This is a genomic window from Pilosibacter fragilis (genome assembly GCF_032490495.1).
GTDB lineage: Bacteria > Bacillota > Clostridia > Lachnospirales > Lachnospiraceae > Pilosibacter > Pilosibacter fragilis.
The window spans coordinates 171534-197735 of the sequence record NZ_JAVYJB010000004.1 but is presented as its reverse complement, the minus strand read 5'-3'; the positions used below and the strand labels follow the sequence as shown (position 1 = coordinate 197735).

Below are 26202 nucleotides of genomic sequence, written 5' to 3'. Positions count from 1 at the left end.
TCCCCATATTTTTTACCGGAATCTCACAACCTCTTTTTCAAGCTCCACAAGAAACTCTTTTCCATTTACGGAGATCTTATAGGTTCCCGCCTTTACCCATGCGGTCTTGTTCGCCTCGGATGCCGCTGCGATCGCCACCGCCTGCTCATCATCCGCCGGTTCCACCGGGGTATTCAGTCTCTTCGCAAGCGCGTCAAACTCTTCTTTTTCCTTACAATAGAGAGCCTGCGCCTCATCCACCGTGACTTTCTCAAAATGGATCTTCATTCCCGGCATACACTGGGCAAGCACCGGAAGGTCCACAGAGATCACATTGGCAATCTTTGTGTAGCCGCCTGTGGTCTGATGGTCCGCCATCATGACGATAGGATTTCCGTGGGACGGAACCTGGACAGCGCCGAAGCTGATGCCGTCAGTGATGATGTCGCCGCCGTTTTTATGCTCGATCACATCGCCTTCCATGCGGCAGCCCATGCGGTCATACTCGTTGGAGATCGTGTAAGTGCTGTTTAAGAAGGTGTTGATTCCCTTATCTGTAAAACAGTCGTCCTGCGGGCCCATAACGACTCTGAGTGTCCATTCCTTTGCACCGTAAGACGGAAGTCCGTATACACGCTCGGCCATATGCGGGAGCCAGGATGCAGGAGCGCGGAAAGCGATCTCATCGCCGGTTCCTAATTTTCTTCCCTCAAAGCCCCCGGCCTTTGATTTAAGGTTCGTGGATCTGCTTCCCATGACGACCGGAATATCGAGCCCGCCCGCAAAGGCGATATACGCGCGGCTTCCGCCATACATTCCCATAAAGCTTAAGGTCTGTCCGGCTTTTACTAAAACTGCACGGTATCTCTCCACCGGTTTTCCGTCGATCTTGGCCCCGAGGTCGCCGCCTGTCACCGCGATGATCTCATCTTCTGTAAATTTCATGGTCGGTCCCATCATTGTGATCTCGATGACTGCCTCGTTCGCATCATTTCCGACAAGAATATTGGCGAGTGACGCTGCCCTGGTATCCATGACGCCGGACACGGACATCCCAGTCTCCTGATATCCGTAACGTCCCATATCCTGAATCGTTGTCAGGAATCCGCCGTTTATGATCTGAATGCCCATCACTCCGCCTCCTTATCATATACTACATACTGATATGTATCGTTCTCCACCTGTTTTTCGATGGCTTTGTACTCTTCTTCCGTCACCGGGCGGAATTTAATGTACTGTCCGGACTCCAGGAGTACCGGTTTTTCCCGCTCGGAATCATACAGCTTTAACGGAGTTCTTCCGATGAGCTGCCAGCCTCCCGGGGATGCCACCGGATAGATTCCAGTCTGCTCTCCGGCGATTCCCACGGAGCCACCCTCAATCTTTACGCGCGGACTCTTCAAACGCGGAGTCGCGATACGCTTGTCCATGCCGCCGAGGTACGGGAATCCCGCGATAAATCCCAGCATATAGATCAGGTACTCTTCGGAGGAGTGGATCTTTACGACTTCCTCTTCCGTAAGTCCGTTATGTTCTGCCACATTTGCAAGGTCCGGTCCCATCTCTCCGCCATAAAGCACCGGAATCTCGATCACAGTTGGCGGCGGGATCTGGATGCTGCCCATGGAGGACAGGATCTTTTCAAACTTTTCTGTCAGTGCTGAGAACCGGATCACTTCCGGCTTGTATACAACAAGAAGGGAACGGTAGGTCGGCACCGTCTCTACGATTCCTTCGATCTGTTCTTTCTCTAACGCGATCTTGAACGCGCGGATCTTCCGGTTGATCTCCGGACTGATCTCATTTCCAAATTCCACGGTGACTGCACAGTCGCCGGAAACCAGATATCTTACATTTCCCACAGCGAGTCTCCTCTCTATACATTTGCGGCTGTTTGACATTTATGAGATGTCAAACAGCTGCACTATTTTCCCTATAAACTTAAATTTCTGATCTCGACACCTTCCGCGATCAGTGTCTCGCGGATATTCTTTACAAACTCAAGTGCCTTTGGGTTATCTCCGTGAACGCAGATGGAGTCTGCCTTGATCGCGATATCATTTCCGTTGATGGACTCGACTTTTCCTTCTTTTACCATGCGGATCACACGCTTGATCGCGAGATCTTTATCCTTGATCACAGCGCCCGGAAGCTTTCTTGATACGAGAGTTCCATCATCATTATAGGCGCGGTCCGCGAATACCTCGCTTGCAGCGCGGAGTCCGACTTTTTCTGCTGCCGTGATCATCTTGGAGCCTGCAAGTCCCATAAAGATAATATCCTGATCCACCTCGTAAACTGCCTCACACATGGCGATGGCTAACTTCTCGTCAACGGCTGCCATATTATAAAGAGCGCCGTGCGGTTTTACATGCTGGATCTTTACTCCGTGAGCGGTACAGAACGCCATGAGCGCGCCGAGCTGGTAGCGGACATAAGCTTTTGCCTCCTCCGGTGTCACTGCCATATTGCGGCGGCCGAAGCCCACAAGATCCGGGAATCCCGGGTGTGCGCCGACGGCTGTTCCGAACTCTTTCGCCAGAGCAACTGTCTTTTCCATCACCATCGCGTCACCTGCGTGCCAGCCACAGGCCACGTTTGCGGAGGAGACGTACTTTAAGATCTCCTCATCCATTCCGATCGTATAATTTCCAAAGCTTTCTCCAAGGTCACTGTTTAAATCAACACGGTACATAAGATTTCCTCCTTGCTTTCCCTGCCGGTATTTTCTAAATTTCCTATCTACTATTTTAAACGACTTGCATCACAATCTCAATACATAATTAGCCTTATCCGAACATCTTTAAGATTCCCGGAAGAGCTTTGATCCCGGAGAATCCTGTAAGCAGTACCACGCATACACCTAAAACGATGAGGATCGTCGGATGCTTGTAATCCTCGCCGACAATCTTCTTGTTTCTGCTCGCGAGAAGGATCGTTAAGAGTGTCAGCGGAAGGATCAGTCCGTTTAACGCACCCGCAAGTACAAGGAGTGCTGCCGGCTTTCCGAGAACCGCCATGATCAGTGTGGATGCTGTGATAAATCCGATCACAAACCATTTTTCGTTCTTCATGATAAACGGATGAAGAGTCTTTAAAAATGAAACCGATGTATAAGCCGCGCCGATGACGGATGTTGTAGCGGCGAAGAAAAGGACAAGACCAAAGATCTTATATCCGATCACGCCAGCTCCGAGACGGAACGCGTCTGCTGCCGGATTTGAAGCGTCGAGTGTCACATCCGGGTTTGCTGTCACGACACCGAGAACCGCAAGGAACAGCAGGATCCTCATGATTCCGGAAACGCTGACACCCATTAAAACAGACTGGCGTACATGCGGAAGATCTTTCTTTCCGGAATATCCGGCGTCAAGAAGACGGTGCGCACCGGAGAATGTGATATATCCGCCGCAGCTTCCTCCGAGAAGCGTGATGAGCGGAAGGACAAGGGCACCCACATCGCCCGGGTGGAAAATACTGCTCACAGCATCCCCTACCGGAGGTTTGGATTTGATTGCCACATAGAGAACTACGATGATCATGATACTTCCAAGGTATTTTGTCAGCTTATCCATGCTGGCCTTCGCGTCCTTGGAGAGGAAGATCAGGATTCCGATGATTCCCGCGATAAAGGTTCCAACCGTCGTCGGTATTCCGAACAATACGTTGAGTCCCAGGGCGCCGCCTCCGACATTTCCGATGTTGAATGCCAGACCGCCAAGCGCAACCATGAATGCGATAAAATACCCGAGTCCCGGAAGGACTTTATTTGCAATATCCTGTCCGCGCATGCCGGACACACCGATCACCGACCAGATATTTAACTGTGTCGTCACATCCAGCAGGATCGTACAGACGATCACAAGCGCGAAAACGCTTTTATACTGAGCCGTAAATGTGGAAGTCTGTGTCAGAAATCCCGGTCCGATCGCGGATGTCGCCATCAGGAATGCAGCTCCCATCAAGGTCGTCATGTTGCTGTGTTTTTTCTTTTCCCCCATAAATGAGTACCCCTTTCGTATCTTTTCTACAACTGATGCCTTGATTTTATCTGATTTTTTAGTGATATTCAACTATATTTTTCAGTTTTGGAAAATCTTTTTGGAATTTTCAAAAAAATCGTGCGAATCCGCTCAGTTTCAGTGAGCGATTTCGCACGATGTGAATTTTTGCACGTTTTCAACTGTTCAGCAGGTATGCCCTCTTGCCGTGCGGGCCGTAAGATTTCAGTCTTCCTTATCAAGTCTTCTCTTCATGGAGAATCTCGTGATCCCCAAAAGGGCCGCCGCTTTTGTCACGTTGTTTCCGCAGAGCTTCAGCGCCTGGTCCATGTAGATCTGTTCCAGCATGGAAACCTCCTGGTCGAGACTGATCGGTCCTTTCCGAAGATCCTTTAACGCAAACGGTTCTCCCGTCCGGGTATCATCTTTCCAGTCTACCCGCTTTAATTCCACATGTTTTTCAAGCACGTCCCCCTGACAGAATAAGAAGCAGCGCTCGAAAATATTTTTCAGTTCCCGAACATTCCCTTTCCAGTCATACAAAAGCAGCTCCCGCATAAAATCAGGATCCACATGGGTGATATTCTTTCCAAACATGCCGTTATAATATTTCAGGTAATAATCGCATAGCGCCGGAATATCCTCTCTCCGATCCCTCAACGGCGGGATCACAAGCTCCATAACATTGATCCGGTAGAAAAGATCTTCCCGGAATTCCCCCTGCTTTACGGCATGTTCCAGATTCCGGTTTGTCGCCGCGATCACCCGGGCATCCACTTCGATGTCCTCCAGACCACCCACACGCTTGAACTTCTTATGGTCCAGGAACGTTAGGATCTTTGTCTGCATGGAGAGGGGAAGTTCCCCGATCTCATCCAAGAACACAGTTCCGCCTGCTGCCAGCTCGATCAAGCCCTTCTTCGTCTTCATCGCGCCCGCAAAGGCCCCCCGCTCATAGCCAAAGAGCTCGCTCTCCATCAGATGTTCCGGAATTGCGCCGCAGTTGATGCGGACCATCAGGTGGTCCCGCCGGTCGCTGCAGGCATGGATCAGGGATGCCGCAACCTCTTTTCCTGTTCCGGTCTCGCCCCGGATCAGAACATTCACCGAGGAATTCTTTCCGAGAAGCTCGATGTGGCGCCGGATCCGCATCGCAGCGTCGCTGACTCCGATAAATTCCTGCGTTTTTCCCTTTAAGAACTCCAGGGATTCCCGGTCCTGCATCTGGCCAATGCAGCGGCTGGCGATCCGGTCGATCTCGTCAATATCAAAGGGCTTTAAAATATAGTCGTAAGCGCCGCGCTTCGTCGCCTCCACCGCCTGGGCGACAGAGCCGTACGCCGTCATCAGGATCACCTGAACCTCCTCATCGGCGGAACGGAACGTGGAGATCTCGTCGATCCCGAGGCTGTCCTGCAGGCGGTTATCCAGGAGGATCACCTGCGGGTGGAACGTTTTCATCTTCTCGAGAGCGTCCTTCACCGTTTCCGCCGACTGGGTCTCGTATCCCCGGTCCTTCAGTCCTTCCTCCAGCGTAAACCGGATCAGAAATTCGTCATCAACGATCAGTATCTTTTTCATGTTCATCCCTGCTTTCAAAAATCAGGCGCACCGTCGTTCCGCAGCCCGGAGCGCTTTCCATTTCCATTTTGCCGTGGTTCTGCCCGATCAGCCGGTTTACGATCGCCAGACCGAGCCCGACGCCGTTAATGCTCTTCGTGTAGAACGGTTCTCTTGCGCGTTTCAGCTCCTCTTCATTCATTCCTTTTCCGTTGTCGGAGACGCAGAATGTAGTCATGCCTCCGTCGGAAGACACGGAGAGACAGATCTTCCCCGTGCCGTCCCGGCTGACCGCCCGCATGCTGTTCGTCAGAAGATTGTACAGCATCTGGCGCATTTCATTCTCATCGGCAAACACTTCACACGCCGCACAGTCTGTCTTGAACGCGACATTCTGCTGTTCGCACTCCTTCGCGTAGATGGATGCCACCTCCCGCAGCACCGCATCCGCCGGAAAGACATGTCTGTGGTTTTCCTTCTTCACCGACAGTGTAAACAGGTCATTGATCAGCCCGGTCACCCGGTCGATCTCATGGAGCATGCTGTCGCAGAGAAGCTTTTCATTCTCCTTCACCGCCCGTCCGCCCAGGACCTGTATCCCGGAACGGATCCCGGCCAGCGGATTCTTGATCTCGTGGGCCAGCGCCGATGACATCCGGCTCGTATACTCCATTTTTGTGTAATTATCAAGGTTTTTCAGAAGATTCTCAAAAGTTCTCGCCAGCTGGCCGATCTCGTCCTTTCTCGCTGTCTCCGGAAAGCTGTACTCCCGGAACCCGTCCTTGTTCTCATCGAGCTTTTTACACGCCGCGCCCATGCTGCGGATCGGTTTTGTGAGACTCCAGGCGAGGAACACGCTGACCTGGACGATGATCAGGAGACTGGCCACAGCGCCCACAATGACGTAATTCTGTTCTTCCAGGATCGCGTTCTCGAATGACTTTTTATCCATCCAGTATTCCAGACGCCACCCCAGGAAATTTCCACTGTCCGCGTACAGAAGTTCCATGTTCCCGTCCGGGATCTCCTCGTCCCCTGTGATGACCGTACCGTCGGCAGCCATGATCCGCACCGCCGGATCATGATAGAACTTATACTTCTGCCGGATCTCCTCCTCACTCAGTTTTCCCTGCAGATAGTAAATATCCGCCTCCATGCCGCGGATCGTGGTCCTCGCGTACTCTTTTCTGTCCTTAAGCTTTTCTGTGTATCCATTATACACCGAAATAGCACAGAATGCACAGACCACCAGAATTCCCACCGTGACGAACGGCAGCATGATCTCATGCTCGATCCTGCAGAACCATGATCGAAACAGTTGTTTTTTCTTTCCGCTCATTCTTCTGCCCCTCTCTTCTTCTCAAACATCGGGATCACAACATAGACCGCCGCTGCGCACAGTGTTGCCGGAAATGCCCAGTATATCTGGAGATCCATTTTCCAGAACAGGACAGAGCAGATAAGTCCTGTAAAGAACGCTCCCACCGCCCCGGCTTTCGTTCTCCGTTTCCAGTACAGTCCACCGTAGATCAGAGGGGCAAGCGCCGCCGAGAATAATCCCCAGATGTCCGCTCCGAAGGACAGCATGTCCTCCGGCGGATTTACGGATAAGATCAGTGCAGCCGTGCCACCTATGAAGATAAATACCCGCGCCAGGATGAGGATCTGCTCCTCCGACATCTTCTTTTTTGTGATCTGGGCAGCCACATCGTAGGACAGCATGCAGCCGATCAGGTGAAGCTGGGAGTTCGCCGTTGAGACACAGGCGCCGATCACGCTGATCAGGAAGAAACCGCTGAACGGTGTGTTCATGAGATTGACCACTGCATAGATAAATACGTCATCCGCGGAGCAGTAATTTTTCAGCTGCGGAAAGAGGATCCGCAGTCCAAGACCGATCTGGGTCAGTGCAAAGTACAGCACGCACAGGAATATCAGTGCATGCAGGATCATATGTTTTGCGGTTTTTTTATCCTTCGCCGCCAGGATCCTGACCATATACTGGGGATTCGACGCCAGTCCCATTCCCCAGCCGAAGAACATGGAGATATATACGAAGATTCCAATCTCCGCTGTCTGATTTTCGAAGACGCCCTTGCTCTTTATGAGTTCATGCACCGTCTGATCCGTCAAAAACCAGTGTCCCGGAACGTTTTTTACGATAACCAGATACAGAACCCCGATGCTCACAGAGAGCATAATCAGATTGAGGCAGTCCGACTTCGTGACGGAGTTAAAGCCGCCGAAGCTCGAATAGAGGATAAAAAGATAGACAAGAAAGACAGCTACCTTGTAATTGATATTCAGCAGGCTGGATACCGCAATGCCAAATCCCTTGATCTGGATCATCAGATAGAAAATATAGCCGCAGATCATAAAAATGGCCGATGCTGTCTGCAGAAATTTTGAATCATGCTTTTTTCCGATCAGCTGTGGGATCGACAGGACATTATTCTCATATAGCCGGTCCGTCATCAGATACAGGAGACCCGCGCCGATAAACCACGGGATAACCGATGACGCGATGACAGAGAGTCCGCTGTGGTATACGTTTCCCGTAAATCCCAGAATCGTCGCCGCGGAGACCCAGGTTCCGACAAATGTGAAAAACAGGCGTTTTTCGTCATTTTTTCTCTCACCGACGAAAAACTTGGAGAGAGAATCGCTTTCCGAAAAGGAGAGCTTTCCGATGACCAGGAACACAACGGAATAGATCACAAAATAGATCAGTTGGATCAGTACCTGGTTCATAGCGCCCTCCCCGTATATTCCGTTCCGTAGCTGCCGTCATCCAGCCTGCGGAGTCGGTAATACCCATAGCTTTCCGTCTCCGACACCTCATATCCATCCGGAATCGTCACAAACACTTCCTTCGCCCCATTCCGGTATGCCTGATGCACCATGCGGCGGATCAGGCGAGGGAGTTCTTCGGGTTCGGAGAACCTGATCCGCACGCGGGAAACTCCGTCGGATTCCAAGCTGGTCTGGTCCAGAACAGCATCCCAATGTTCATTTCTCCCAACGATCTCCTTTGGGATCTCCCTCTCATACTCGATTCCCACAAGTGTCAGCCCCTTCGCCGGAGCAGTCTGTCCCGCCTCTTTGCGGTTTCTTGCCTCCAGTACCTCTTTCACATGTTCCGGCTCCCACTCACCGGTTCCGACTTTTAACAGGGTTCCCGCGATGATCCGCACCATGTTGTAGAGGAATCCGCTGCCGCAAAGGCGGATCGTTACGATGTCCTCATCATTCTTTTTCACCTCGGCCCCGTAGATCGTCCGGACCGTCTCCTCCGCCTGGTGGTTTGCGGCGCAGAAGCTGATGAAATCATGTTCCCCAATGAGGTATTTTGCCGCCTCATTCATCTTTTCCACGTTTAACGGGTAATAGCAGAAATGGGCGTAGAGGCGTCTTGTCGGGATCTCGATCTTACAGTTTAAGATCTGATACTCGTAGGTCTTTACGCAGTTCTGCTTTCTCGGATGCCAGTCCAGGGGAACTTCCTCGGATTCCACCACACGGATATCCTCCGGGAGTCCGCGGTTTACCGCATAACAGAATTTATCTCCCGGGATCCGGCTCTCCGTGTCAAAGACCGCCACATTTCCGCGCGCATGGACGCCGGAGTCCGTCCGGCTTGCCCCAATGACGCAGACAGGCTCTTTCAGAAGATCCGAAAGAGCCTTATTTAACATCTCCTCTATGGTAACGCCATTGGGCTGGAGCTGCCAGCCCTTGTATGCGGTGCCGTCGTAGGCCACCGTCAGTTTGATTCGTCTCATAGCTTTATTGTTTTCCTTCTGCTGTCCGGAAAATCCGGGCAATTCTATTTCTCTGAATATCAAGTTCCCGATTTCGACCATTTTCCACGCGGTGCTGTTCCCCGTCATATCCGGGCTTTAGCGCTGCTTTTCATCGAAACCGGAGTTAATCATCTTCTACAGCAAAACCTTCAGCACGATCGCCGCCGCAAAATACACCAGATACGCCCCATAAACCATACGGTCCCTCTTCGCGTACTTAAGCGGTTTCATCTTTGTTCTGCCCTCGCCGCCGCGGTAGCATCTCGCCTCCATGGCCATCGCGAGGTCCGTGGCACGGCGGAATGCGGATACGAAAAGTGGTACAAGAAGCGGTACCATGGATTTCGCCTTCTGGATCAGGTTTCCGCTCTCGAAATCAGCGCCTCTCGCCATCTGCGCTTTCATGATCTTATCTGTCTCCTCGATCAGGATCGGGATAAAGCGGAGCGCAATGGACATCATCATGGACACCTCATGGACCGGAACACCGACCTTCTTTAAAAAGCCAAGGCTCTTTTCCAGACCGTCTGTCAGCTGGTTCGGTGTCGTTGTGAGCGTCAGAATCGTGGATCCCATAACGAGGTAAACAAGACGGATCGCCATAAATGCCGCAAACCGGAGACCTTCCCAGGTCATCTGCAGGAAACCGATCTTAAAGATCGGGGTACCCGGCGTCAGGAACAGGTTGAAGCTGACGCTGATGAGAAGCAGGAACACGATGGATTTTAAGCCCCGCACCATGAATTTTACCGGGACATTGGAGAGCTTGATCGCCGCGATCAGAAAGATCGTCGCCGCAAGGTATGCCCAGATATTGTCCGCAATAAATAGTGTTACAATGTATACAAGCGTTCCAAAGAGTTTTGTTCGTGGATCCAGCCTGTGAAGAAGGGAATCTACCGGGTAGTACTGTCCAAGCGTGATATCTCTTAACATGTCGTTTCCTCCCCGGCTGTCTTTTCTGTGCTGTCTGCCTTCTCAGAGGCTGTTCCAGTGGCGTTCCCATGATCTGCGTTCTCGGAATCCGCTCCGGCTGCGCTTACCTGCGCTGCATTTCCGGAACTTTTTCCATACTTTTCGCGCCAGATCTTAAGGATTGCATTCTTCGCCTCTTCCACCGTCGTGATATCCGGATCCAGCGGGATCCCCTTGTCGATCAGCTTGTGCACCACATAGGTGATCTGCGGCGCCGCAAGGCCGATGGCTTCCAGCTCTTTATAATGGCGGAATACCTCCTTCGGAGTTCCGTCGAAGACCTTCTCGCCGTGGTTCATGACCACAAGACGGGACACATATCGCGCCACATCCTCCATGCTGTGGGAGACGAGAATGATCGTCAACCCCTGCTCGTTATGGAGCTTTTGTACGAGTCCTAAAATGTCGTCGCGTCCTTTCGGGTCGAGACCGGCTGTCGGCTCATCTAAGATCAGGACCTCCGGTTTCATCGCCAGAACGCCTGCGATGGCCACTCGGCGTTTCTGACCTCCGGAAAGGTCGAAGGGAGACTGCTTATAAAAGCTCTCATCGAGTCCCACCATGTCCAGCGCCTCTTTCGCGCGCTTCTCGATCTCCTCCTTCGGGAGTCCCAGATTCTTCGGTCCAAAGCAGACATCTGAGAATACGTCCACCTCAAACAGCTGGTGCTCCGGATACTGGAAAACCAGCCCCACATGGCTGCGGAGCTCTTTCATGGAATATCCCTCTTTATAAATACTTTCTCCGTTATAAAGGATATCTCCGCTCGTTGCCTTTAAAAGTCCGTTTAAATGCTGGGTCAGGGTTGATTTTCCGGATCCGGTATGACCGATGAGGCCGATAAACTCGCCATCATGGATCGTAAGATTTACATCCTTTAAGGCATACTGCTCAAAGATCGTTCCCTGCCCGTATATATGATTCAAGTGTTTCATTTCGATTGCCATATTTCCACCATTTCTCCACTATTTTAAGAGCGGAACAAGTTCATCCACAAGCTCGTCGATGGAAAGAATTCCATAAGGAAGATCCATTCCGGCTTCCTTTAATTCATCTGCCAGTTCCGTTACCTGGGGCACATCGAGGCTGTATTTTTTCAGTTCCTTGACTCTGGAAAAGACCTCTTTCGGGGTTCCGTCCATCACGACATGTCCACCGTCGATAACGACCACGCGGTCTGCGTCAATGACCTCTTCCATATAGTGGGTGATCAGAACTACCGTGATCCCTTCCTGACGGTTCAGTTCATGAACCGTTTTAATGACCTCGCGGCGTCCGTTCGGGTCTAACATCGCTGTCGGCTCGTCCAGAACGATACACCGGGGCTTCATCGCCATAACGCCAGCGATGGCCACGCGCTGTTTCTGTCCACCGGAAAGCTTATTCGGAGACTGAAGTCTGTATGCTGTCATCCCCACCGCCTCAAGGCTCTTGTCGACCCGCGCCCAGATTTCCTCCGTCGGAACTCCCATATTCTCCGGGCCGAATCCAACGTCCTCTTCCACCACGTTTCCGATGATCTGGTTATCCGGGTTCTGGAATACCATTCCCGCCGTCTTTCGTACATCCCAAAGATGCTCCTCGTCGTCCGTCCTCATTTTAGAAATATAGACTGTTCCATCCGTTGGAAGCAGGATTCCGTTCATCAGCTTCGCGAATGTGGATTTTCCGGATCCGTTGTGTCCTAAAATCGCTACGAAATCGCCTTCCTTGATGTCCAGAGAGACGCCCTTTAACGCATGGCTGACCTCATCCTTGTCTTCCTCTTCATCGTGCCTGATATAGTCAAAGATCAGGTTCACTGCTTTAATGATTCCCATAGAAATCCTTTCTCGTTTTTCATAAACTTCAAGTGACTGCGGCGCCGCATACACCTTCAGGCTGCCGCGACAAATGTTTACACGTTTCTAAATTTTAGTTGATATCTCATAGTAAGTCAAGTGTTTTCGCATGGTTCCAGGAGCTTACCTTTTCAGATATGTGAAAACGGCATGCCACAGGATTTCTCCCATGACATGCCGCCCATCATTCCTTTCTAACTTACCCAGAGCCCCGATACATCCAACGTATATCCGTCGATCACAGTGGACGCTGCCATCGCTCCGTTCGCGTTCAGGTAATACCACTGTCCCGGTGCAGTCTGACGCCAGCCTGTTGCCATCGCTCCGTCGGCATCCATGTAGTACCAGACACCGCCAACCTGCTTCCAGCCGGTCACCATCTTTCCGTCACTTTCGAGGTAATACCACTTATTATTGACCAGTCTCCATCCCGTCACCATGTATCCGTTCTCGTCGAAATAATACCAGGTTCCAAGGATCCGGTACCACTGGGAGGTCACGATCTGACCATTCTCGTCCACATATTTCTTTCCATCCGCGTAATTCTTCCAGCTGCCCTCCGTGTCACCCAGGTCATCCAGGTAGCGGTCGGAGGAGACGATATACTCGCTGCTCTTGCGGTACTTCGCATCGTTCGTTGTCTTTCCCACCGCGCGGATCTCGTAATAGTAGTTTCCCTCTCTTCCCATATACTCGGAGAGGTCCTTGCTGGTTCCCGTCGCATCGATGGTCCGGAGATAATAGTCATCCCGGTACAGGCGGATCTGATATCCCGTCGCGTAATCGACTTTCTTCCAGACCGCTTTCATATGATTCGAAGCGCTCCATCCGGCTTCATCCGGAGTTTCCAGCCAGACTACCGGGTAGTAAGTGACTGTGACCTTCAGGTCATCATCCACTTTCACTGCCTTACTCAACGTCGCACCGGAGATCTGGCAGGACTTTGAACCGTAGCTGGAGGAGAACTCTCTTCCGCTGGAGGAAAGAATCAGCGTTGCCGTCACTTTCGTTCCAGGATTCCATTTTTCTACATCCTTGCTCCACTCCACGGATGTGATCTCGATCCCGTAGCTGCCGCAGCTGATCTCCGGCTCCTCGATCACGCCGGGATCTTCATACTTGTCTTTAAAGGTGATCCTTATAGAATTCACCGTCGGCGCAGCCAGTGCAGGAAGAACCATCCATATCGTCATCGCCATCAGAATTCCTGCTGCCGCAAGCCATTTTCCAAAAGTTTTCTGTCTCATAAGGTGCTCCTTTCCTGTATTTTCAGTCTGCTGGAAAATATTCCGACGATTTTCACCGCATAACCGCATGCCCTGCAGGTTCAGATCTTTACTGCGGTTTTCTCCAGATACCGTCCTGATCTACATAGAAGGTATCGATCACTTCATTGACCGCCTTATGTCCATCCGGATACAGGTAGTAGATCTGTCCGTCGATGTTCTGCCATCCTGTGAGCATTCCGCCGTCGCCGCCGAGGTAATAAGCCTTATCACCCAGCGTGATCCAGCCGGTCACCATAGCTCCGCTCTCGGAGAGATAATACCAGGTATTGTTGTAGAGAAGCCAGCCCGTCTGCATCTTTCCGTCACCGTTCATGTAGTAATAAACGCCGTTCTTCATCTGCCAGCCGGTGAGCATCATTCCGTTTGCGTCAAATAAGTACCAGATATTTCCGATAAATCCCCAGCCGTTCTTTAAATAAGTTCCGTCCGGGTAACGATAATACCAGCGGTTTCCGTCGAGGATCCAGCCGACCACATTCACATTTGACGGGGCCTGCTGGGAATTTCCGGAATTATTTGTGCTGCTGTTGTTGCCGCTTGACGGCTTTTTCTTTGCCGCTCTCGCCGCGTCATTCTCATCGATATAGACCTCATCGGATATGGTCCAGTCGCTCTTTGACGCGTACTTGGATACCTCATCGTTTGACGGGAGCGCGCGCACCTTAAAGGTGTAGGTTCCCTTGGAGCTCATATACGAAAAGAGATCACAGCTGCTGGTGTGGATCTCGCCGCTCTTGTAGACGTTCTTGCTGCCGCGGTAGAGGTACACCTCGTAGGACGCGTCCTCAACGGCCTCCCACTTCGCGAGTCCGAGATCGGAGCTTCCGGACTTTGTGGTCTGCCAGTATGCCTCGCCCGGCGCGTCAAGATCGCCCTTTGCCGGTTTTGTCTTTACGGTAACCACCAGACGGTCGGAAGATGTTCTCGAAGCGCTGACAAAAGTTCCGTTCTTTACCTTTACCTTTGAGGAAGTGTAGGAGCTGCTGCTGAACCTATAGTCATTTAAAGTCTTTAAAGTAACTTTCATGGTGTAGGTTCCGCCGATCTTCACGTCGTTCTTTGTGGAAGACCACTTTGCGGATACGATATCATATTTATCGTTGTTCGGGATCGATACCTCGCAGTTATCAGAATTGTATCCCACATCAAGATCCGGCAGGGATTCCCCCACCGTCGGTGTCACATCCAGCGTGATGCTGACACTATTCACATAACTGGTCGCCGCAAACGCTGTCTGCGCCCCGGATACCGCAAACACGACCGCCATGACCCATGCGGCCATCCATGTACTTATTTTTTTCCATTTTCTTTCTGCCATAGGATTGCCTCCCCTCAAGTATCTTTCTTTAACTATATTATAAGGTTGGACAATATCTCCCGTCAACTTACGATATTCTGTCTTTTAGCGGCAAATCCGTGGCAGTTTGAGGCTTAGAATCTGCATTTTCCTATTATTCTTCCATTTTCCATATTTACCGTTGATCCTGTCATTTTCTGTGTAGTTTTAGTCTGTCCTCAGTGCGTCGATCGGATTCAGCTTCGCCGCCCGGCTCGCCGGCATGTAACCAAAGATCAGTCCGATGGCAACAGAAACGCTAAACGAGATCACAACTGCTGTCATGGTTGGCGGCGCGTCGATTCCCATGATGGCACCGATTCCCGTACTTGCTAAGGCTCCGATCATGATTCCGATGATTCCGCCGATGGAGCTTGTGACCAGCGCCTCGATGACGAACTGCAACATGATCACGCTCTTCTTTGCGCCGAGGGCCTTCCTGATGCCGATCTCCCTGGTTCTCTCTGTCACGGACACCAGCATGATGTTCATGACACCGACGCCTGCAACTAACAAGGAGATACCCGCGATACCGCCCAGCATCATGCTCATCATGGCAATCTGCTCATTTAAGGAATCGAGAAGGGAGCTCATTGCTGTCACCGTGTAGAGGTTTTCGCTCTTCATCTTTTCATAGAGAAAATTTTTAAGTTCTGTCGTACATGTTTCCGTGTCGTTGATGTCCCGCGATGTGAAGATATGGTTGTTGATCACAGCATTTCTCGCCATCTTCACAGCTCTGGAATACGGGATCCACACAAAGTCATCCATACATCCGTCATCGAACTCAGAGCTGCTCTCCGTCTGCCGTTCCACAACGCCTACAATGGTGTAGCTGTCACCGTTTAACTTGACCGTCTCGCCCACGGCGTTCTGGGAGCCGCCGTAGAGCTCCTCCGCCACGTAGGCGCCGATGACCGCGACTTTTCTCCTTGCCTCCATGTCAGAGTACTGGAGATTTCTGCCATACTCGATCTCGTAGTCCTTGATTGCGAGATAATCCTCACTGTAGCCGCCGACACTGGTGGAATCCATGGTGTCAGAGTCATGTTTTACCGTGACGCTGACGGAAACGTTCGGGGACATGTTCTCGTAGAGGTCTGAATGTTCCTCGTAGAACTCATAAAATTCGTCCACATCGATGCTTCTTGAGGCCACCGCCTTGTACTGGACCGTGATCTGATTGACGCCCATGGAAGAAAAGCTCTCCACCATGTAGGACATGTAGCCGTTGACGATGCTGACCAGGATGATCACCGACGCGACTCCAATGATGATGCCGAGCATCGTCAGAAAGGACCTCAACTTGTTGCCCCAGATACTTTTTAACGCCATTTTAAATGATTGCAGCATACTCTTTCACATCCCCGTCGAAATTGATCTTTCCGTCATGGATCCGCACCACCCGCTTCGCCTCCAGGGCGATGGAGCTGTCGTGGGTGATCATGACGATCGTGTTTCCTTCTTCATTGAGTTTCTTTAAAAAGTCCAGCACCTCCCGGCCTGTCCTGGAGTCCAGGGCACCCGTGGGCTCATCCGCCAGGATCAGGGACGGATCTCCTGCGAGAGCCCGCGCGATGGAGACTCGCTGCTGCTGGCCGCCGGAGAGCTGGTTCGGAAGATTCTTCCATTTTTCGTCGAGACCGACCTTTTTTAAGGAATTCATGGCCCGCTCCCGCCGTTCTTTCTTGTCGTAACCGGCGTAAAGGAGCGGGAGTTCCACGTTCTCTAAGAGATTTAACTTTGGAAGCAGGTTATACTGCTGGAAGATAAAGCCGATCATGCGGTTTCTGATCTCCGCCAGCTCGTTGTCGGACATATCCGCCACGTCCTCGCCGCCGAGGAAATATTCGCCCTCCGTCGGGACATCCAGGGCTCCGATGATGTTCATCAGGGTTGATTTTCCGCTTCCGGATTTGCCGACGATGGCGACGAACTCGCCTTTGTTGATGGAAAGGCTGATGCCGTCGTTGGCGTGGACTTCCTCGTCGCCCATGTAGTAGATCTTGTAGATATTGCGCAGCTCTATCAGAGGTTCCTGCTTTTCCAACTTCTCATGAACTTTTGAAACTGCCTCTTCCTGTTTCATCGGCTCTTCAGACATTTTTTTCTGCTCTGCGGTATCTATTTGTATTGAGAATTCAGTCTTTTCCATACAATTTATCTCCTATGCACTACTGAGATCTTCGTCCGCTGCCGTTGCCGCCGCCATTTCCGCCGTTTCCTCCAGGACCGCCCGGTACGCCTCCGCCCATATCACCGCCAGGACCGCCCATGCCGCCCATCTGCATCTGATCGGTCTGCGTCGAGCTTCCGGAATCGGAGGAAATGTAGACCTCGTCCCCCTCAGAGAGGCCGGAAAGGATCTCCACATAATCGTCGTTGATGATTCCAGTTGTCACCTGGACCACCTCGAAGCCGTCCGGGACGTTGCTGCTGCCGGATTTTCCGGAGCCGGTGCTCTTCTTCACATACACTCTGTTTCCACGCATCAGCGCGCTGGCCGGGATCACCAGAGCATTCTCAGAGCTGTCGAGAATGATCTTCGCATCCACGTTCATGCCCGGAAGAAGACTTCCCGTATCATCCAGAGTCACTGTCACCGGATAGTTTGTGACACCGTTGGAGTAGCTGCTCTGCAGACTCACATTTGTGACGGTTCCTGTGAATGTCTCACCTTCCACCGCGTCTGCCGTGATCTCCACAGATTGTCCGACCTTGATGCTTGAGACATCGAGTTCATCCACGGACATCTCCAGTGTCATGGTGGACAGGTCGTAGATCACCGCCATGGTGGTCGTTCCGCTGGAACTCTTGGAGATCTTATCCCCAACCTTCGCGTTTTTTGTGATCACTGTCCCCGAGATCGGCGCTGTGATCGTGTAGTCATCCACACTGTCCTGGGTATTGCCCAGTTTGTTCTCCGCGTTTTCCAGGTTGTCATCCGCGCTCTCCACCGCGTCCTTGAATTCCTTTAAATACTCTTCCGCCGTCTTTGTGGTCACCTGGAACAGCTCGGAGTTTTTCTCCACATAAGAACCTTCATGGATCAGAAGATTCTCGATCTCGAGACTCTTGTTTCCGGAGAGCTCCACGCTGAGAGTTGTCTCCGTTTTCGCTTTGAATGTTCCCTCGGCACTGCACACAAATCCGTCAACGGTCACGGATGCCGCGGTGTCTGTCGTGAGTCCGCCTGGGTTTGATACCTCGACCGTCACGTTTTTTACGAGACGTCCGCCGGAGAGTGTCTCCTCCATGCTGCTGACGATCGTGACCATACCGGAGATCTTCTCGCCGGTGTCCTCCAGAGTCACTGCTGCCTCGTCACCTACGTTGATCTCCGCCGCCTCGCCTGAGAGGAACGGGACTGTGATCTTCATAACAGAGTCATCATAGAGATCCGCGATCTTCGTTCCACTATTTACCTTATCACCCTCTTTAATATAGAGAGTCTTGATATATCCGGACACTGTGGACCGATATGTATTTCCGGCGATCCGCGCTGTCTCCTCGGCGTAAGCGGACTGTGCCGTCTGGGCACTCTCCTTCGCCCTCTGAAGGCTGGTCTGGGCTGAACTCAGGTCAGAGTCCATGGAGGATGCGTCGATCCGGTAGAGGACCTGACCTTTTTCCACAACATCGCCTTCCTCAAAGTTCGCCTCGATGACTTCGCCTTCCACCAGGGATGTCACCTCGTAGGTGTCCTTCGGGGACAAGGAACTGGACGCCGTGAGCTCTGAATTGATGTCCGTTCGCTTCACTGTCGCCGTTGACACGGACTGGTCACCCTGACTTTTCTGGCTCGTGGTCTTTTTCTTATAGAGGAAAAATCCGCCAAGCAGCGCTGCCAGAACCACTATAAGCACGATCACGATCCTTCCGCTTTTTCCTTTCCGTTTTTTCCGTTTCTTCTCTGCGGCCACCTTTTCGTTCTCCATACTCGTTCCTTTCCTGTCTATTGAAATCTTCCGCTTCTCTTAACTATGTTCCAGATCTGAATTTCCTTGCCTTAATTTTCTCTACCCGCATTCCTTCTGCGGTATTTCTATTTCATGTATTATATGTATATTCGTAACTAATCAATAATCTCCAACAACATCTACAACCGTATAAGTCGCATTCTCGTCGCTTCCGCTCTTCTCCCACACGATTGCGATCTTGTCACCCACCTCAAACTCTCCGTAGACGGAGAACAGATACTGGAGCTCCGACCCGCTGATCTGGAACTCATCGCCCTCACCGCCGTTGTCCTGGTAATCGGTGTTTAAGACCACCTTCACCGGTGTGAACGGGTCGCTGGAATCGTAGTAGATCGCCTTGATCCGGCCCTCCGTGGCGCCTTTGTTCTCGCCGCCGTTGGAATAGGCGAAGATCATCTTTGTCTCCTCGTGGTAATAGATCACGGTGGCGTAATCGTTGATCTCGCTCTCATCGGACATCTCGCCGTTTAAAAACATGGTAGCGTCTTTCAGGGAAAACGGAACAAGACTCTTTAAGTTCCGGCTGTCATTGTCTAAGATCTTCGGTCCCTTTAAACTGTTATCCAGGATCGAGGATGTGTTGATCTCGCCGTCGGAATTGTAGGTCAGGTCAAATACCTTGCTGCCATACTGGTTTCCTTCTTTTGTCTTCGCCTTCATCAGGTTATAGAACAGGTTGATGCAGTCTTCCCTCGTGAGGACCTCGTCAAGATCACGATAGATCCCAGAATCCAGGGACAGGGACTTGAACTTCGCAAGGCGGCTCTCCTGAAGACTTCCGGAGAAATCCTCGTTTGTGTATCCTAAGACTCCCAGGACTGCCTTGATGGCATCCCGCATCGTAACTCCCTCGTCCGGCTTAAAGTTTCCGCCGAGATAACCGGACATCCAGGAGTTCGTCGCCGCCGTGCGGATCGCCGCAGAATACTGGGATTTTGAGGAGACATCCGCGAATACAGATACGGTTCCCGCCGCGTTTGCCGCCTCCTTGTAGTCCGATGCCTTTACGAGGAGTTCCGCAAATTCACCTCTCGTCACATTCGCCTGGTAATTACTCGTCGTTATAATTCCAAGCAGGCTCACCGCTTTCTTCCTCATTTCAAATGTGGTGCTGGCCGCGTAAGCGTTCACCGTCATTCCGGCCCCCACCGCACAGACCGTCAGACTGACCGCTATTATCTTTCCTCTTCTCATTTCCGTTCTCCTTTCATCCGCCTTGACCGCCAGATCATCAGCCCCTGCAGGTCATCTCTTTCCAGATCCATTGCCTGATTTCCATTGACTGCTGCGTACACTCGTCATCACGGGATCTTTGTACTTTTAAAGTACATATACTCCTGGTTCCTTGCATTTTTCTTACTGTTTATTACGTTTCTGCAATAAACTCTATCAGAAACTTGTGATTCCTCTGTGTTCGACCTGTGTTCAAACTGTGAAGGATGTCACACAAAACAGGGCATATCTGCGGCAAAATTGTGGCATGAAACAAAAAAGACCCAGAACAGATACCACTTTCGGTACCCGCTCCAGGTCTTCTCCCTATTCTCACACCCCCGGCAGCCGCCCGATCACATCGATCCCGGCGAACACCAGAAGTCCGTTTTTTATGATAAAATTTAAGATCACGATCCCCGCCGCTGCGTAAGCGATCCGGTCATCCAACTCCGGTCGGAATCTCCTGTTTCCCGTGGCAAAATACAGGATCCAGGAAGCCGCAGCCCACACAGCTACCGATGCCATATACGGCACCACCGGATGGTACAGAAAGCTTAGTACCGGATGCCCTGAAAGGAGTGCCCGGACGGCTCTCGTTCCCCCGCATCCCGGACAGTAAAGCCCGGTCATCATCTGAAACAGGCATGGCATCCGGAACCATGTCGGGATCATAATCTGGCTGCGATCTTCTGGCGCAGTCCACCGACCTTTGCTGCTGCCGAGTCGAACTCTCCCCCTGTCATCTCACCGGTCAGAACCGCGAACTCATCTGTTCCTTCCAGTGTCACAAATTTCACGTCACCGAAAGCTGCCGCAACGGCCTCTTTCTTTGCTCTCTCAGAACCCTCAAACCGTGCAAAGTACTTTCTGGAAAGCTCAGCCGCCGGATGTACCTCAAGCTTCTCGCTGCTCCAGCCGATCTTCTCCGGCTCATCGCCGAAACGGACTGCGGAGATCATATCCCCGACAACGGCGCTGGTTGTCGGCAGTTTCCCTGCTCCGCTTCCATAGAACATGGACGCGCCCAGCATATTTCCCACAACGAGGATTCCGTTGAACACATCTGTCACCGCATACAGCGGGTCCTTCGCGTCCACGAGGACCGGCACGACCTCCAGATAGATCTTTCCATCTTTATTCACGCTGGTTCCGAAGAGCTTGATCGCCGCACCCATATGTGCCGCGTAGCTGGAATCCATGGAAGTGATTTTTGTGATTCCCTGGGTCGGGATCTCCTCGTAGTTTACTTCTTTTCCTGTTGCGACCGCAGTCAGGATCGCGATCTTTCTGCAGGTGTCATATCCTTCAATATCCGTCTCCGGGTTGCGCTCCGCGTAGCCCAATTCCTGAGCGCGCTTTAACGCCTCCTCGAAGCTCCATCCCTCCTCATTCATCTTTGTGAGGATGTAGTTTGTGGTTCCGTTTAAGATACCGGAGATTTCTAAAATCTCCTCACCGCCGAGACACTCCACAAGCGGGCGGATGATCGGAATACCGCCGCCGACACTCGCCTCAAACAAGAAGCTGATGTTCTTTTCCGCGGCGATCCGGATCAGTTCTGTCCCATTGGCCGCAACCAGTGCCTTATTGGAAGTCACCACATGCTTTCCCGCGAGCAGGCAGCGCCTTACAAACTCGTAGGCCGGTTTTGTTCCGCCCATGGTCTCCACAACGATCCCGATCTCCGGGTCATTTACGATCTGTTCCACATCATGGATCACAAGCTTCTCCACAGGACTTCCCGGAAACTCCCTGAGATCCAGGATATATTTTACTTCTATCGGCTCTCCAGCCTTTTTTTCTACGCTTTTGCAGTTCTTATCAAGAACCTCATACACGCCGGAGCCGATGGTTCCGTATCCCATAATTGCCGCTTTCATCCGTCTATTTCTCCACTCCTAAAATTTTCACATTCTGTACGCCTTTTAAGTGCTCGATCTCCTCAACCATACCGGCAACATTTCCCGTGTCGGAGAGGACTTCCACACTGAGCGTTACCGTCGCGGATCCGTTTACCGGGATCGTCTGGTGGATCGTAAGGATGTTCGCGCGGTAATCCGCAACGATGTGGAGCAGGTCAGACAGAAGCCCCGGCTCGTCCATCATCTGGGTCACAAGAGTCACGGTCTTTCCTCTCGTGTTGTCGGAAAACGGAAGAATATCATCCTTATATTTATAGAAGGAACTGCGGCTTAATCCCACCTGCTCCGCCGCCTCCTGCACCGTCATGTTCTTGTCCGCCTCAAGCAGACGTTTCACCTCAACGACTTTTTGAAGGACTTCCGGCAGCGCTTTGTCACGTACCACATAATATTTGTTTTTTTTCTCCATATATCAGACCTCGCAAGCTAAAAATTTCTTTTTTATTACCGAAATCATACGTTTCATCGATTGCTCTGGCACGTTACCATATGTGCGTCCCAGAAAAACATGTGTACGCAAGAATCTTAGCATATTTTGGATACTTATGCAAGCAGATGTTCGCTGTCTGGCAAAATCTGCTACCAGAAGTGTATCGTACGGAATTTTCAGTTCAGAAAATTCCTACCCGTGTACAGTAACGTTATTGCTCTTAAAACAAGAAGGGAGAACCTGCAGATCAGGTTCTCCACTTTTTATTCCCATTCCGGATCGTTTTTACCAGTTTTTCAGTTTTAATTCCGGTTTCGGAATTTTTCTCTTTTTACAGATGCTCCTCCAGCTCACTGTTCCTATGTACCCCAGTGATCGCATACTCTGCCCACTCCGCGATATTTGTGGCGTGGTCGCCGATGCGCTCGTAGTATTTGGCGATCATGAGGATGTCCAGGATCTGTTCCTGGGTGGCCTCGCCGTTTAAGATACCGTCTGCCAGTTCTTTCTTTACCTGGGAGAACATATCGTCGATCACGTCATCGTAGGCGATAACTTCCTTTGTCTTCCTGAGATCCTCGTTTGCGAAGCTCTCAATGCTCTCGCGGACCATGGACGCAACGGCTTTTGCCATCTCGCCGAGTCTTGTCGCCTTTACCGGCTCTAAGAGGTCTGTGGTCTTGATGATCTCCGCGATATCGCCCGCCTGGTCACCGATACGCTCCAGGTCTGTGATCATTTTTAATGCGGAAGAGATCTTTCTTAAGTCACTCGCCACCGGCTGCTGCTCTAAGAGAAGCTTCAAGCACTTGCTCTCGATATCTCTCTCCTTTAAGTCCACGTTCGCATCGTCTTGTAGAATCTTCGCCGCCTGCTCCCGGTCCATGTTCGTCAATGCCTCGTAAGTCCCGTCGATCATTTTCTCGCAGAGCAGTCCCATCTCCGCCAACATCTTATGCAGCTCTTCCAATTGCTTTAAAAACGCGTCTCTCATAATCAGCCAAACCTCCCTGTGATGTAGCTTTCTGTCCGTTCGTCCCTCGGGTTCGCAAACAGATCACTTGTATTATTGTACTCGACGACCTCACCTAACAGGAAGAACGCTGTCTTGTCAGAGATACGCGCCGCCTGCTGCATGTTGTGGGTGACGATCACAATGGTGTATTTATCCTTTAATTCCATCGCCAGGTCCTCGATCTTCGATGTGGAGATCGGGTCCAGGGCGGAGGTCGGCTCATCCATCAAGATCACCTCCGGCTCCACCGCCAGGGTTCTCGCGATGCAGAGTCTCTGCTGCTGTCCGCCGGAAAGTCCCAGGGCGCTTTTATTTAAGCGGTCCTTAAGCTCATCCCAGATCGCTGCCTGACGCAGGCTTCTCTCAACGATCTCGTCGAGATCTGCCTTTTTCCTGATTCCGAAGATCCTCGGGCCGTAAGCGATGTTGTCGTAGATGCTCTTCGGGAACGGGTTCGGCTGCTGGAATACCATGCCGACCTTGTGGCGCAGGGTGATCGCGTCCATATCCTTAAAGATGTTCTGTCCGTCAAGCTCCACTTTTCCGTCGATCTTTACATTCTCCACAAGATCGTTCATCCGGTTCAATGTCTTTAAAAATGACGATTTTCCGCAGCCGGACGGTCCGATGAACGCGGTGATCTCGTGGGCGCTGATCTGCATATTGATGTCCTTAAGCGCATGGAACGCGCCGTAATGCAGATTCAGCTTTTCGATATCAAATTTCGGTTTTATATCAGTCATATATGTTTTCCTCTCTAAAACTCTCGTATGCCATCTTCAGGGTTTCATTCCTTCTCCGTCAGGGATCTTCCATTGAGGTCCTCTTCCGAATGTTTCTTATGCTGCCTCGCCGGAGCTCTTTTTCTTCAGATGATGGCTCCACACGTTCGCGCCAATGCTGAATGCCAGGACCAGGATCATAAGGACCGCGGAGGCGGTGTTTGCCAGTGCCTTGTCCTGACCGTTTACCTGAAGGTTCCAGATCTGGATCGACAATGTCTCTGCCGGGCGGAACGGGTTGAACGGGCAGGTCGGGGCTGCCAGGTTCCAGTTGCCCCAGCGCAGGTCGCTTCCGGATCCTGTAGTGTAGAGGAGCGCCGCCGCCTCACCGAATCCACGTCCCGCCGCCAGGATGACGCCTGTCATGATGCGCGGGAGACATGCCGGGAGAAGTACATGGAAGATGGACTGCCATTTTGTCGCTCCAAGACCTAAACTCGCCTGAAAATATCCCGCCGGGAGTCCCTTGATGGCATCCTCGGTGGTCGTCGTGATAAGCGGAAGTGTCAGGATCGATACGGAGAGGGCACCCGCCATCAGGCTCTTTCCCATTCCGAAGAATACGAGGAATACCAGGTATCCGAACAGGCCCACAACGATGGACGGAAGGGAAGAAAGTGTCTCGATACACATTCTCAGAAACTTTGTCATTTTTCCCTGTTTCGCATACATGGCCAGATAAATTCCGGCGCAGACACCGAGGGGGATGGATACCAGCAGGGAGATAAATACGAGATAGATCGTGTTGAACAACTGGTTTCCGATGCTTCCTTTTCTCGCGAAGCGGAACATATCCGGTTTTGCCCCCATGAGACCGCCGATGATGACCTTACCCGCAAAGCCGATCAGAAGAGCGAAGAAGAAGATCGCAACCAGGTAGAAAATGGCTGTCATAACGCGGTCCACACCGCGTGAACGTCTGATCTTACTTTCCATGGTCTAATTTTCCCCCTTTGCTGCGAACTGCTTTACCGGCACTGCGGTCGTGCTGGTTTTCACAGAAGTGCTTGTTTTTTCTTCTTTCTCCGGCTTTACCGCTGTCACATGATGGATCAGGAAGATGAAGAACAGGGAGATTGCGAATAACAGCAGTGCCATGGTCCAGAGTGCGGATTTCATCTCGCCGCCCTCCATGGCGTTGCCCATCTGGGCCGCGATCTCGGTGGTCAGAGTCTTTGTCGTTGAAAAAATGCTTGTGGGAAGCGCTGTTGTCTGACCGATGACCATGGCAACCGCCAGGGCCTCACCGAAGGCTCTCGCGAGACCTAAGATCACGCCGGAAATGATTCCAGGCGCTGCCGCCGGAACTACGATCCGGTATATGGTCTGCCAGCGGGTGGAGCCAAGTCCGTACGCTGCCATTCTGCATTCCTTCGGTACGGAGTGAAGGGCATCCGCCGCAACACTTGTGATCGTCGGGAAGATCATGACCGCGAGGACCAGCCCCGCTGCCAGGATAGAATGTCCCACCTGACGGTCAAACACGGTCTTGATCGCCGGTACAAGCACTGTGAGTCCCACCCATCCGTAGACAACCGATGGGATTCCGGCAAAGATCTCGACTACCGGGCGGTAGAATTTCTCTCCGAACTTCGGGGAGATCTCCGTGATGAAGATCGCTGATCCCAGGGAAAACGGAGTCGCGATAAGAAGTGCCAGGCCGCAGGTGCAGAGCGACCCAGCGATGAAGATCAGCGCACCGATGCTGCCGCCGCCTGCCATATTATCTTCCGGTGCCCAGTCTGCAGATCCTAAGAATTCCAGGAAGGAATGTCTGTAAACCAGGAATGTGGATGATCCCTTGTATACAAGGAACGCGCCGATCACGATCGTCAGAAGAATTACGAACAGTCCACAGACGGTCATCAGATCCCGCCACAGATATTCTCTGACGAACATGCTTTTTTCTTTACCATTCTTCATAAGTCCTCCTGCTTCCTATATTCGAAGCAAATTCTATCATAAATCATATCGGGGCGGGCCAGATTCGTCTGCCCCGCCCCTGTTTCGCAGCTCTCTTGTCCATGTCCTCTTTTTTCTTTCATCCGGTCGGATCATGGCTCACTGCCCGGTC

24 protein-coding genes are annotated in these 26202 nt (G+C 51.7%); all 24 read right to left on the bottom strand.

What is annotated here, in order from left to right:
- Nucleotides 1-12: 12 nt before the first annotated feature.
- The 24 genes from ABCW45_RS05225 to pstC all read right to left on the bottom strand — a co-directional run bounded on the left by ABCW45_RS05225 (nucleotide 13) and on the right by pstC (nucleotide 26051).
- Nucleotides 13-1110 carry a 5-oxoprolinase subunit C family protein gene (locus ABCW45_RS05225; protein WP_343220436.1) on the bottom strand — a complete coding sequence of 366 codons (1098 nt, stop codon included), beginning with the start codon at nucleotides 1108-1110 and terminating at the stop codon, nucleotides 13-15.
- Nucleotides 1110-1841: a 5-oxoprolinase subunit PxpB gene (gene pxpB / locus ABCW45_RS05220; RefSeq protein WP_117485512.1), complete on the bottom strand. Its 732-nt coding sequence runs from the start codon at nucleotides 1839-1841 to the stop codon at nucleotides 1110-1112. The genes ABCW45_RS05225 and pxpB overlap by 1 nt, the downstream gene beginning before the upstream one ends.
- A gap of 71 nt (nucleotides 1842-1912) precedes the next feature.
- The gene (locus ABCW45_RS05215) at nucleotides 1913-2674 is read right to left on the bottom strand and encodes a LamB/YcsF family protein (protein WP_343220435.1); all 762 of its coding nucleotides are present in this window, start codon (nucleotides 2672-2674) and stop codon (nucleotides 1913-1915) included.
- 94 nt (nucleotides 2675-2768) lie between these two features.
- Nucleotides 2769-3980 (bottom strand): NRAMP family divalent metal transporter, encoded by a 1212-nt coding sequence (locus ABCW45_RS05210; RefSeq protein WP_021905548.1) that lies wholly within the window; start codon nucleotides 3978-3980, stop codon nucleotides 2769-2771.
- A gap of 225 nt (nucleotides 3981-4205) precedes the next feature.
- Complete coding sequence (locus tag ABCW45_RS05205; protein WP_117471719.1) at nucleotides 4206-5561, bottom strand: sigma-54-dependent transcriptional regulator; 1356 nt, start codon at nucleotides 5559-5561, stop codon at nucleotides 4206-4208.
- Nucleotides 5539-6879: a sensor histidine kinase gene (locus ABCW45_RS05200; RefSeq protein ID WP_343220434.1), complete on the bottom strand. Its 1341-nt coding sequence runs from the start codon at nucleotides 6877-6879 to the stop codon at nucleotides 5539-5541. Before ABCW45_RS05200 ends, ABCW45_RS05205 begins: the two co-directional genes overlap by 23 nt.
- Complete coding sequence (locus tag ABCW45_RS05195) at nucleotides 6876-8291, bottom strand: sodium:solute symporter family protein (protein WP_343220433.1); 1416 nt, start codon at nucleotides 8289-8291, stop codon at nucleotides 6876-6878. The genes ABCW45_RS05200 and ABCW45_RS05195 overlap by 4 nt, the downstream gene beginning before the upstream one ends.
- A complete protein-coding gene (truA, locus tag ABCW45_RS05190; RefSeq protein WP_343220432.1) occupies nucleotides 8288-9322 on the bottom strand; it encodes a tRNA pseudouridine(38-40) synthase TruA in 1035 nt (344 codons plus the stop codon). The genes ABCW45_RS05195 and truA overlap by 4 nt, the downstream gene beginning before the upstream one ends.
- 156 nt (nucleotides 9323-9478) lie before the next feature.
- Nucleotides 9479-10279: an energy-coupling factor transporter transmembrane component T family protein gene (locus ABCW45_RS05185; protein ID WP_117551702.1), complete on the bottom strand. Its 801-nt coding sequence runs from the start codon at nucleotides 10277-10279 to the stop codon at nucleotides 9479-9481.
- A complete protein-coding gene (locus ABCW45_RS05180) occupies nucleotides 10273-11265 on the bottom strand; it encodes an energy-coupling factor transporter ATPase (RefSeq protein WP_343220431.1) in 993 nt (330 codons plus the stop codon). Before ABCW45_RS05180 ends, ABCW45_RS05185 begins: the two co-directional genes overlap by 7 nt.
- A gap of 18 nt (nucleotides 11266-11283) precedes the next feature.
- Nucleotides 11284-12138 (bottom strand): energy-coupling factor transporter ATPase, encoded by an 855-nt coding sequence (locus ABCW45_RS05175; RefSeq protein WP_015553378.1) that lies wholly within the window; start codon nucleotides 12136-12138, stop codon nucleotides 11284-11286.
- A 215-nt stretch (nucleotides 12139-12353) separates the two neighbouring features.
- A complete protein-coding gene (locus ABCW45_RS05170; protein WP_343220430.1) occupies nucleotides 12354-13406 on the bottom strand; it encodes an N-acetylmuramoyl-L-alanine amidase family protein in 1053 nt (350 codons plus the stop codon).
- An 88-nt stretch (nucleotides 13407-13494) separates the two neighbouring features.
- Nucleotides 13495-14766, bottom strand: coding sequence for an N-acetylmuramoyl-L-alanine amidase family protein (locus tag ABCW45_RS05165; RefSeq protein WP_117551703.1), 1272 nt, complete (start codon nucleotides 14764-14766; stop codon nucleotides 13495-13497).
- 186 nt (nucleotides 14767-14952) lie between these two features.
- The gene (locus ABCW45_RS05160; RefSeq protein ID WP_343220429.1) at nucleotides 14953-16137 is read right to left on the bottom strand and encodes an ABC transporter permease; all 1185 of its coding nucleotides are present in this window, start codon (nucleotides 16135-16137) and stop codon (nucleotides 14953-14955) included.
- Nucleotides 16121-16873: an ABC transporter ATP-binding protein gene (locus ABCW45_RS05155; RefSeq protein WP_343220455.1), complete on the bottom strand. Its 753-nt coding sequence runs from the start codon at nucleotides 16871-16873 to the stop codon at nucleotides 16121-16123. Before ABCW45_RS05155 ends, ABCW45_RS05160 begins: the two co-directional genes overlap by 17 nt.
- 85 nt (nucleotides 16874-16958) lie before the next feature.
- Complete coding sequence (locus ABCW45_RS05150; protein ID WP_343220428.1) at nucleotides 16959-18722, bottom strand: efflux RND transporter periplasmic adaptor subunit; 1764 nt, start codon at nucleotides 18720-18722, stop codon at nucleotides 16959-16961.
- Between the two features lie 141 nt (nucleotides 18723-18863).
- The gene (locus ABCW45_RS05145; protein WP_117566641.1) at nucleotides 18864-19958 is read right to left on the bottom strand and encodes an S-layer homology domain-containing protein; all 1095 of its coding nucleotides are present in this window, start codon (nucleotides 19956-19958) and stop codon (nucleotides 18864-18866) included.
- A 351-nt stretch (nucleotides 19959-20309) separates the two neighbouring features.
- On the bottom strand, nucleotides 20310-20651 hold the full coding sequence (locus tag ABCW45_RS05140) for a DUF2752 domain-containing protein (protein ID WP_117471657.1): 342 nt from the start codon (nucleotides 20649-20651) through the stop codon (nucleotides 20310-20312).
- The gene (locus ABCW45_RS05135; RefSeq protein ID WP_343220427.1) at nucleotides 20648-21859 is read right to left on the bottom strand and encodes a homoserine dehydrogenase; all 1212 of its coding nucleotides are present in this window, start codon (nucleotides 21857-21859) and stop codon (nucleotides 20648-20650) included. Before ABCW45_RS05135 ends, ABCW45_RS05140 begins: the two co-directional genes overlap by 4 nt.
- A gap of 4 nt (nucleotides 21860-21863) precedes the next feature.
- Nucleotides 21864-22310, bottom strand: a complete 447-nt coding sequence (locus ABCW45_RS05130) for an ACT domain-containing protein (RefSeq protein ID WP_021905563.1) — start codon at nucleotides 22308-22310, stop codon at nucleotides 21864-21866.
- 352 nt (nucleotides 22311-22662) lie between these two features.
- Nucleotides 22663-23325 (bottom strand): phosphate signaling complex protein PhoU, encoded by a 663-nt coding sequence (gene phoU / locus ABCW45_RS05125; protein ID WP_343220426.1) that lies wholly within the window; start codon nucleotides 23323-23325, stop codon nucleotides 22663-22665.
- Nucleotides 23326-23327: 2 nt separating this feature from the next.
- A complete protein-coding gene (gene pstB / locus ABCW45_RS05120) occupies nucleotides 23328-24089 on the bottom strand; it encodes a phosphate ABC transporter ATP-binding protein PstB (protein ID WP_343220425.1) in 762 nt (253 codons plus the stop codon).
- Between the two features lie 96 nt (nucleotides 24090-24185).
- Complete coding sequence (gene pstA, locus ABCW45_RS05115; RefSeq protein ID WP_343220424.1) at nucleotides 24186-25064, bottom strand: phosphate ABC transporter permease PstA; 879 nt, start codon at nucleotides 25062-25064, stop codon at nucleotides 24186-24188.
- 3 nt (nucleotides 25065-25067) lie between these two features.
- Complete coding sequence (gene pstC / locus ABCW45_RS05110) at nucleotides 25068-26051, bottom strand: phosphate ABC transporter permease subunit PstC (protein WP_343220423.1); 984 nt, start codon at nucleotides 26049-26051, stop codon at nucleotides 25068-25070.
- Between the last annotated feature and the right edge of the window lie 151 nt (nucleotides 26052-26202).

Excerpts from the sequence above, each read along its gene's own strand:
- ABCW45_RS05150 (WP_343220428.1), bottom strand. The coding sequence starts at position 18,722 with ATGGAGAACGAAAAGGTGGCCGCAGAGAAGAAACGGAAAAAACGGAAA.
- ABCW45_RS05185 (WP_117551702.1), bottom strand. The coding sequence starts at position 10,279 with ATGTTAAGAGATATCACGCTTGGACAGTACTACCCGGTAGATTCCCTT.
- truA (WP_343220432.1), bottom strand. The coding sequence starts at position 9,322 with ATGAGACGAATCAAACTGACGGTGGCCTACGACGGCACCGCATACAAG.
- ABCW45_RS05135 (WP_343220427.1), bottom strand. The coding sequence starts at position 21,859 with ATGAAAGCGGCAATTATGGGATACGGAACCATCGGCTCCGGCGTGTAT.
- ABCW45_RS05140 (WP_117471657.1), bottom strand. The coding sequence starts at position 20,651 with ATGATCCCGACATGGTTCCGGATGCCATGCCTGTTTCAGATGATGACC.
- ABCW45_RS05175 (WP_015553378.1), bottom strand. The coding sequence starts at position 12,138 with ATGGGAATCATTAAAGCAGTGAACCTGATCTTTGACTATATCAGGCAC.
- ABCW45_RS05225 (WP_343220436.1), bottom strand. The coding sequence starts at position 1,110 with ATGGGCATTCAGATCATAAACGGCGGATTCCTGACAACGATTCAGGAT.
- ABCW45_RS05180 (WP_343220431.1), bottom strand. The coding sequence starts at position 11,265 with ATGGCAATCGAAATGAAACACTTGAATCATATATACGGGCAGGGAACG.
- ABCW45_RS05215 (WP_343220435.1), bottom strand. The coding sequence starts at position 2,674 with ATGTACCGTGTTGATTTAAACAGTGACCTTGGAGAAAGCTTTGGAAAT.
- ABCW45_RS05205 (WP_117471719.1), bottom strand. The coding sequence starts at position 5,561 with ATGAAAAAGATACTGATCGTTGATGACGAATTTCTGATCCGGTTTACG.
- pstB (WP_343220425.1), bottom strand. The coding sequence starts at position 24,089 with ATGACTGATATAAAACCGAAATTTGATATCGAAAAGCTGAATCTGCAT.
- ABCW45_RS05130 (WP_021905563.1), bottom strand. The coding sequence starts at position 22,310 with ATGGAGAAAAAAAACAAATATTATGTGGTACGTGACAAAGCGCTGCCG.
- ABCW45_RS05165 (WP_117551703.1), bottom strand. The coding sequence starts at position 14,766 with ATGGCAGAAAGAAAATGGAAAAAAATAAGTACATGGATGGCCGCATGG.
- ABCW45_RS05200 (WP_343220434.1), bottom strand. The coding sequence starts at position 6,879 with ATGAGCGGAAAGAAAAAACAACTGTTTCGATCATGGTTCTGCAGGATC.
- ABCW45_RS05210 (WP_021905548.1), bottom strand. The coding sequence starts at position 3,980 with ATGGGGGAAAAGAAAAAACACAGCAACATGACGACCTTGATGGGAGCT.
- ABCW45_RS05170 (WP_343220430.1), bottom strand. The coding sequence starts at position 13,406 with ATGAGACAGAAAACTTTTGGAAAATGGCTTGCGGCAGCAGGAATTCTG.
- ABCW45_RS05155 (WP_343220455.1), bottom strand. The coding sequence starts at position 16,873 with ATGAAACAGGAAGAGGCAGTTTCAAAAGTTCATGAGAAGTTGGAAAAG.
- ABCW45_RS05195 (WP_343220433.1), bottom strand. The coding sequence starts at position 8,291 with ATGAACCAGGTACTGATCCAACTGATCTATTTTGTGATCTATTCCGTT.
- ABCW45_RS05160 (WP_343220429.1), bottom strand. The coding sequence starts at position 16,137 with ATGCTGCAATCATTTAAAATGGCGTTAAAAAGTATCTGGGGCAACAAG.
- pstC (WP_343220423.1), bottom strand. The coding sequence starts at position 26,051 with ATGAAGAATGGTAAAGAAAAAAGCATGTTCGTCAGAGAATATCTGTGG.
- phoU (WP_343220426.1), bottom strand. The coding sequence starts at position 23,325 with ATGAGAGACGCGTTTTTAAAGCAATTGGAAGAGCTGCATAAGATGTTG.
- pstA (WP_343220424.1), bottom strand. The coding sequence starts at position 25,064 with ATGGAAAGTAAGATCAGACGTTCACGCGGTGTGGACCGCGTTATGACA.
- ABCW45_RS05145 (WP_117566641.1), bottom strand. The coding sequence starts at position 19,958 with ATGAGAAGAGGAAAGATAATAGCGGTCAGTCTGACGGTCTGTGCGGTG.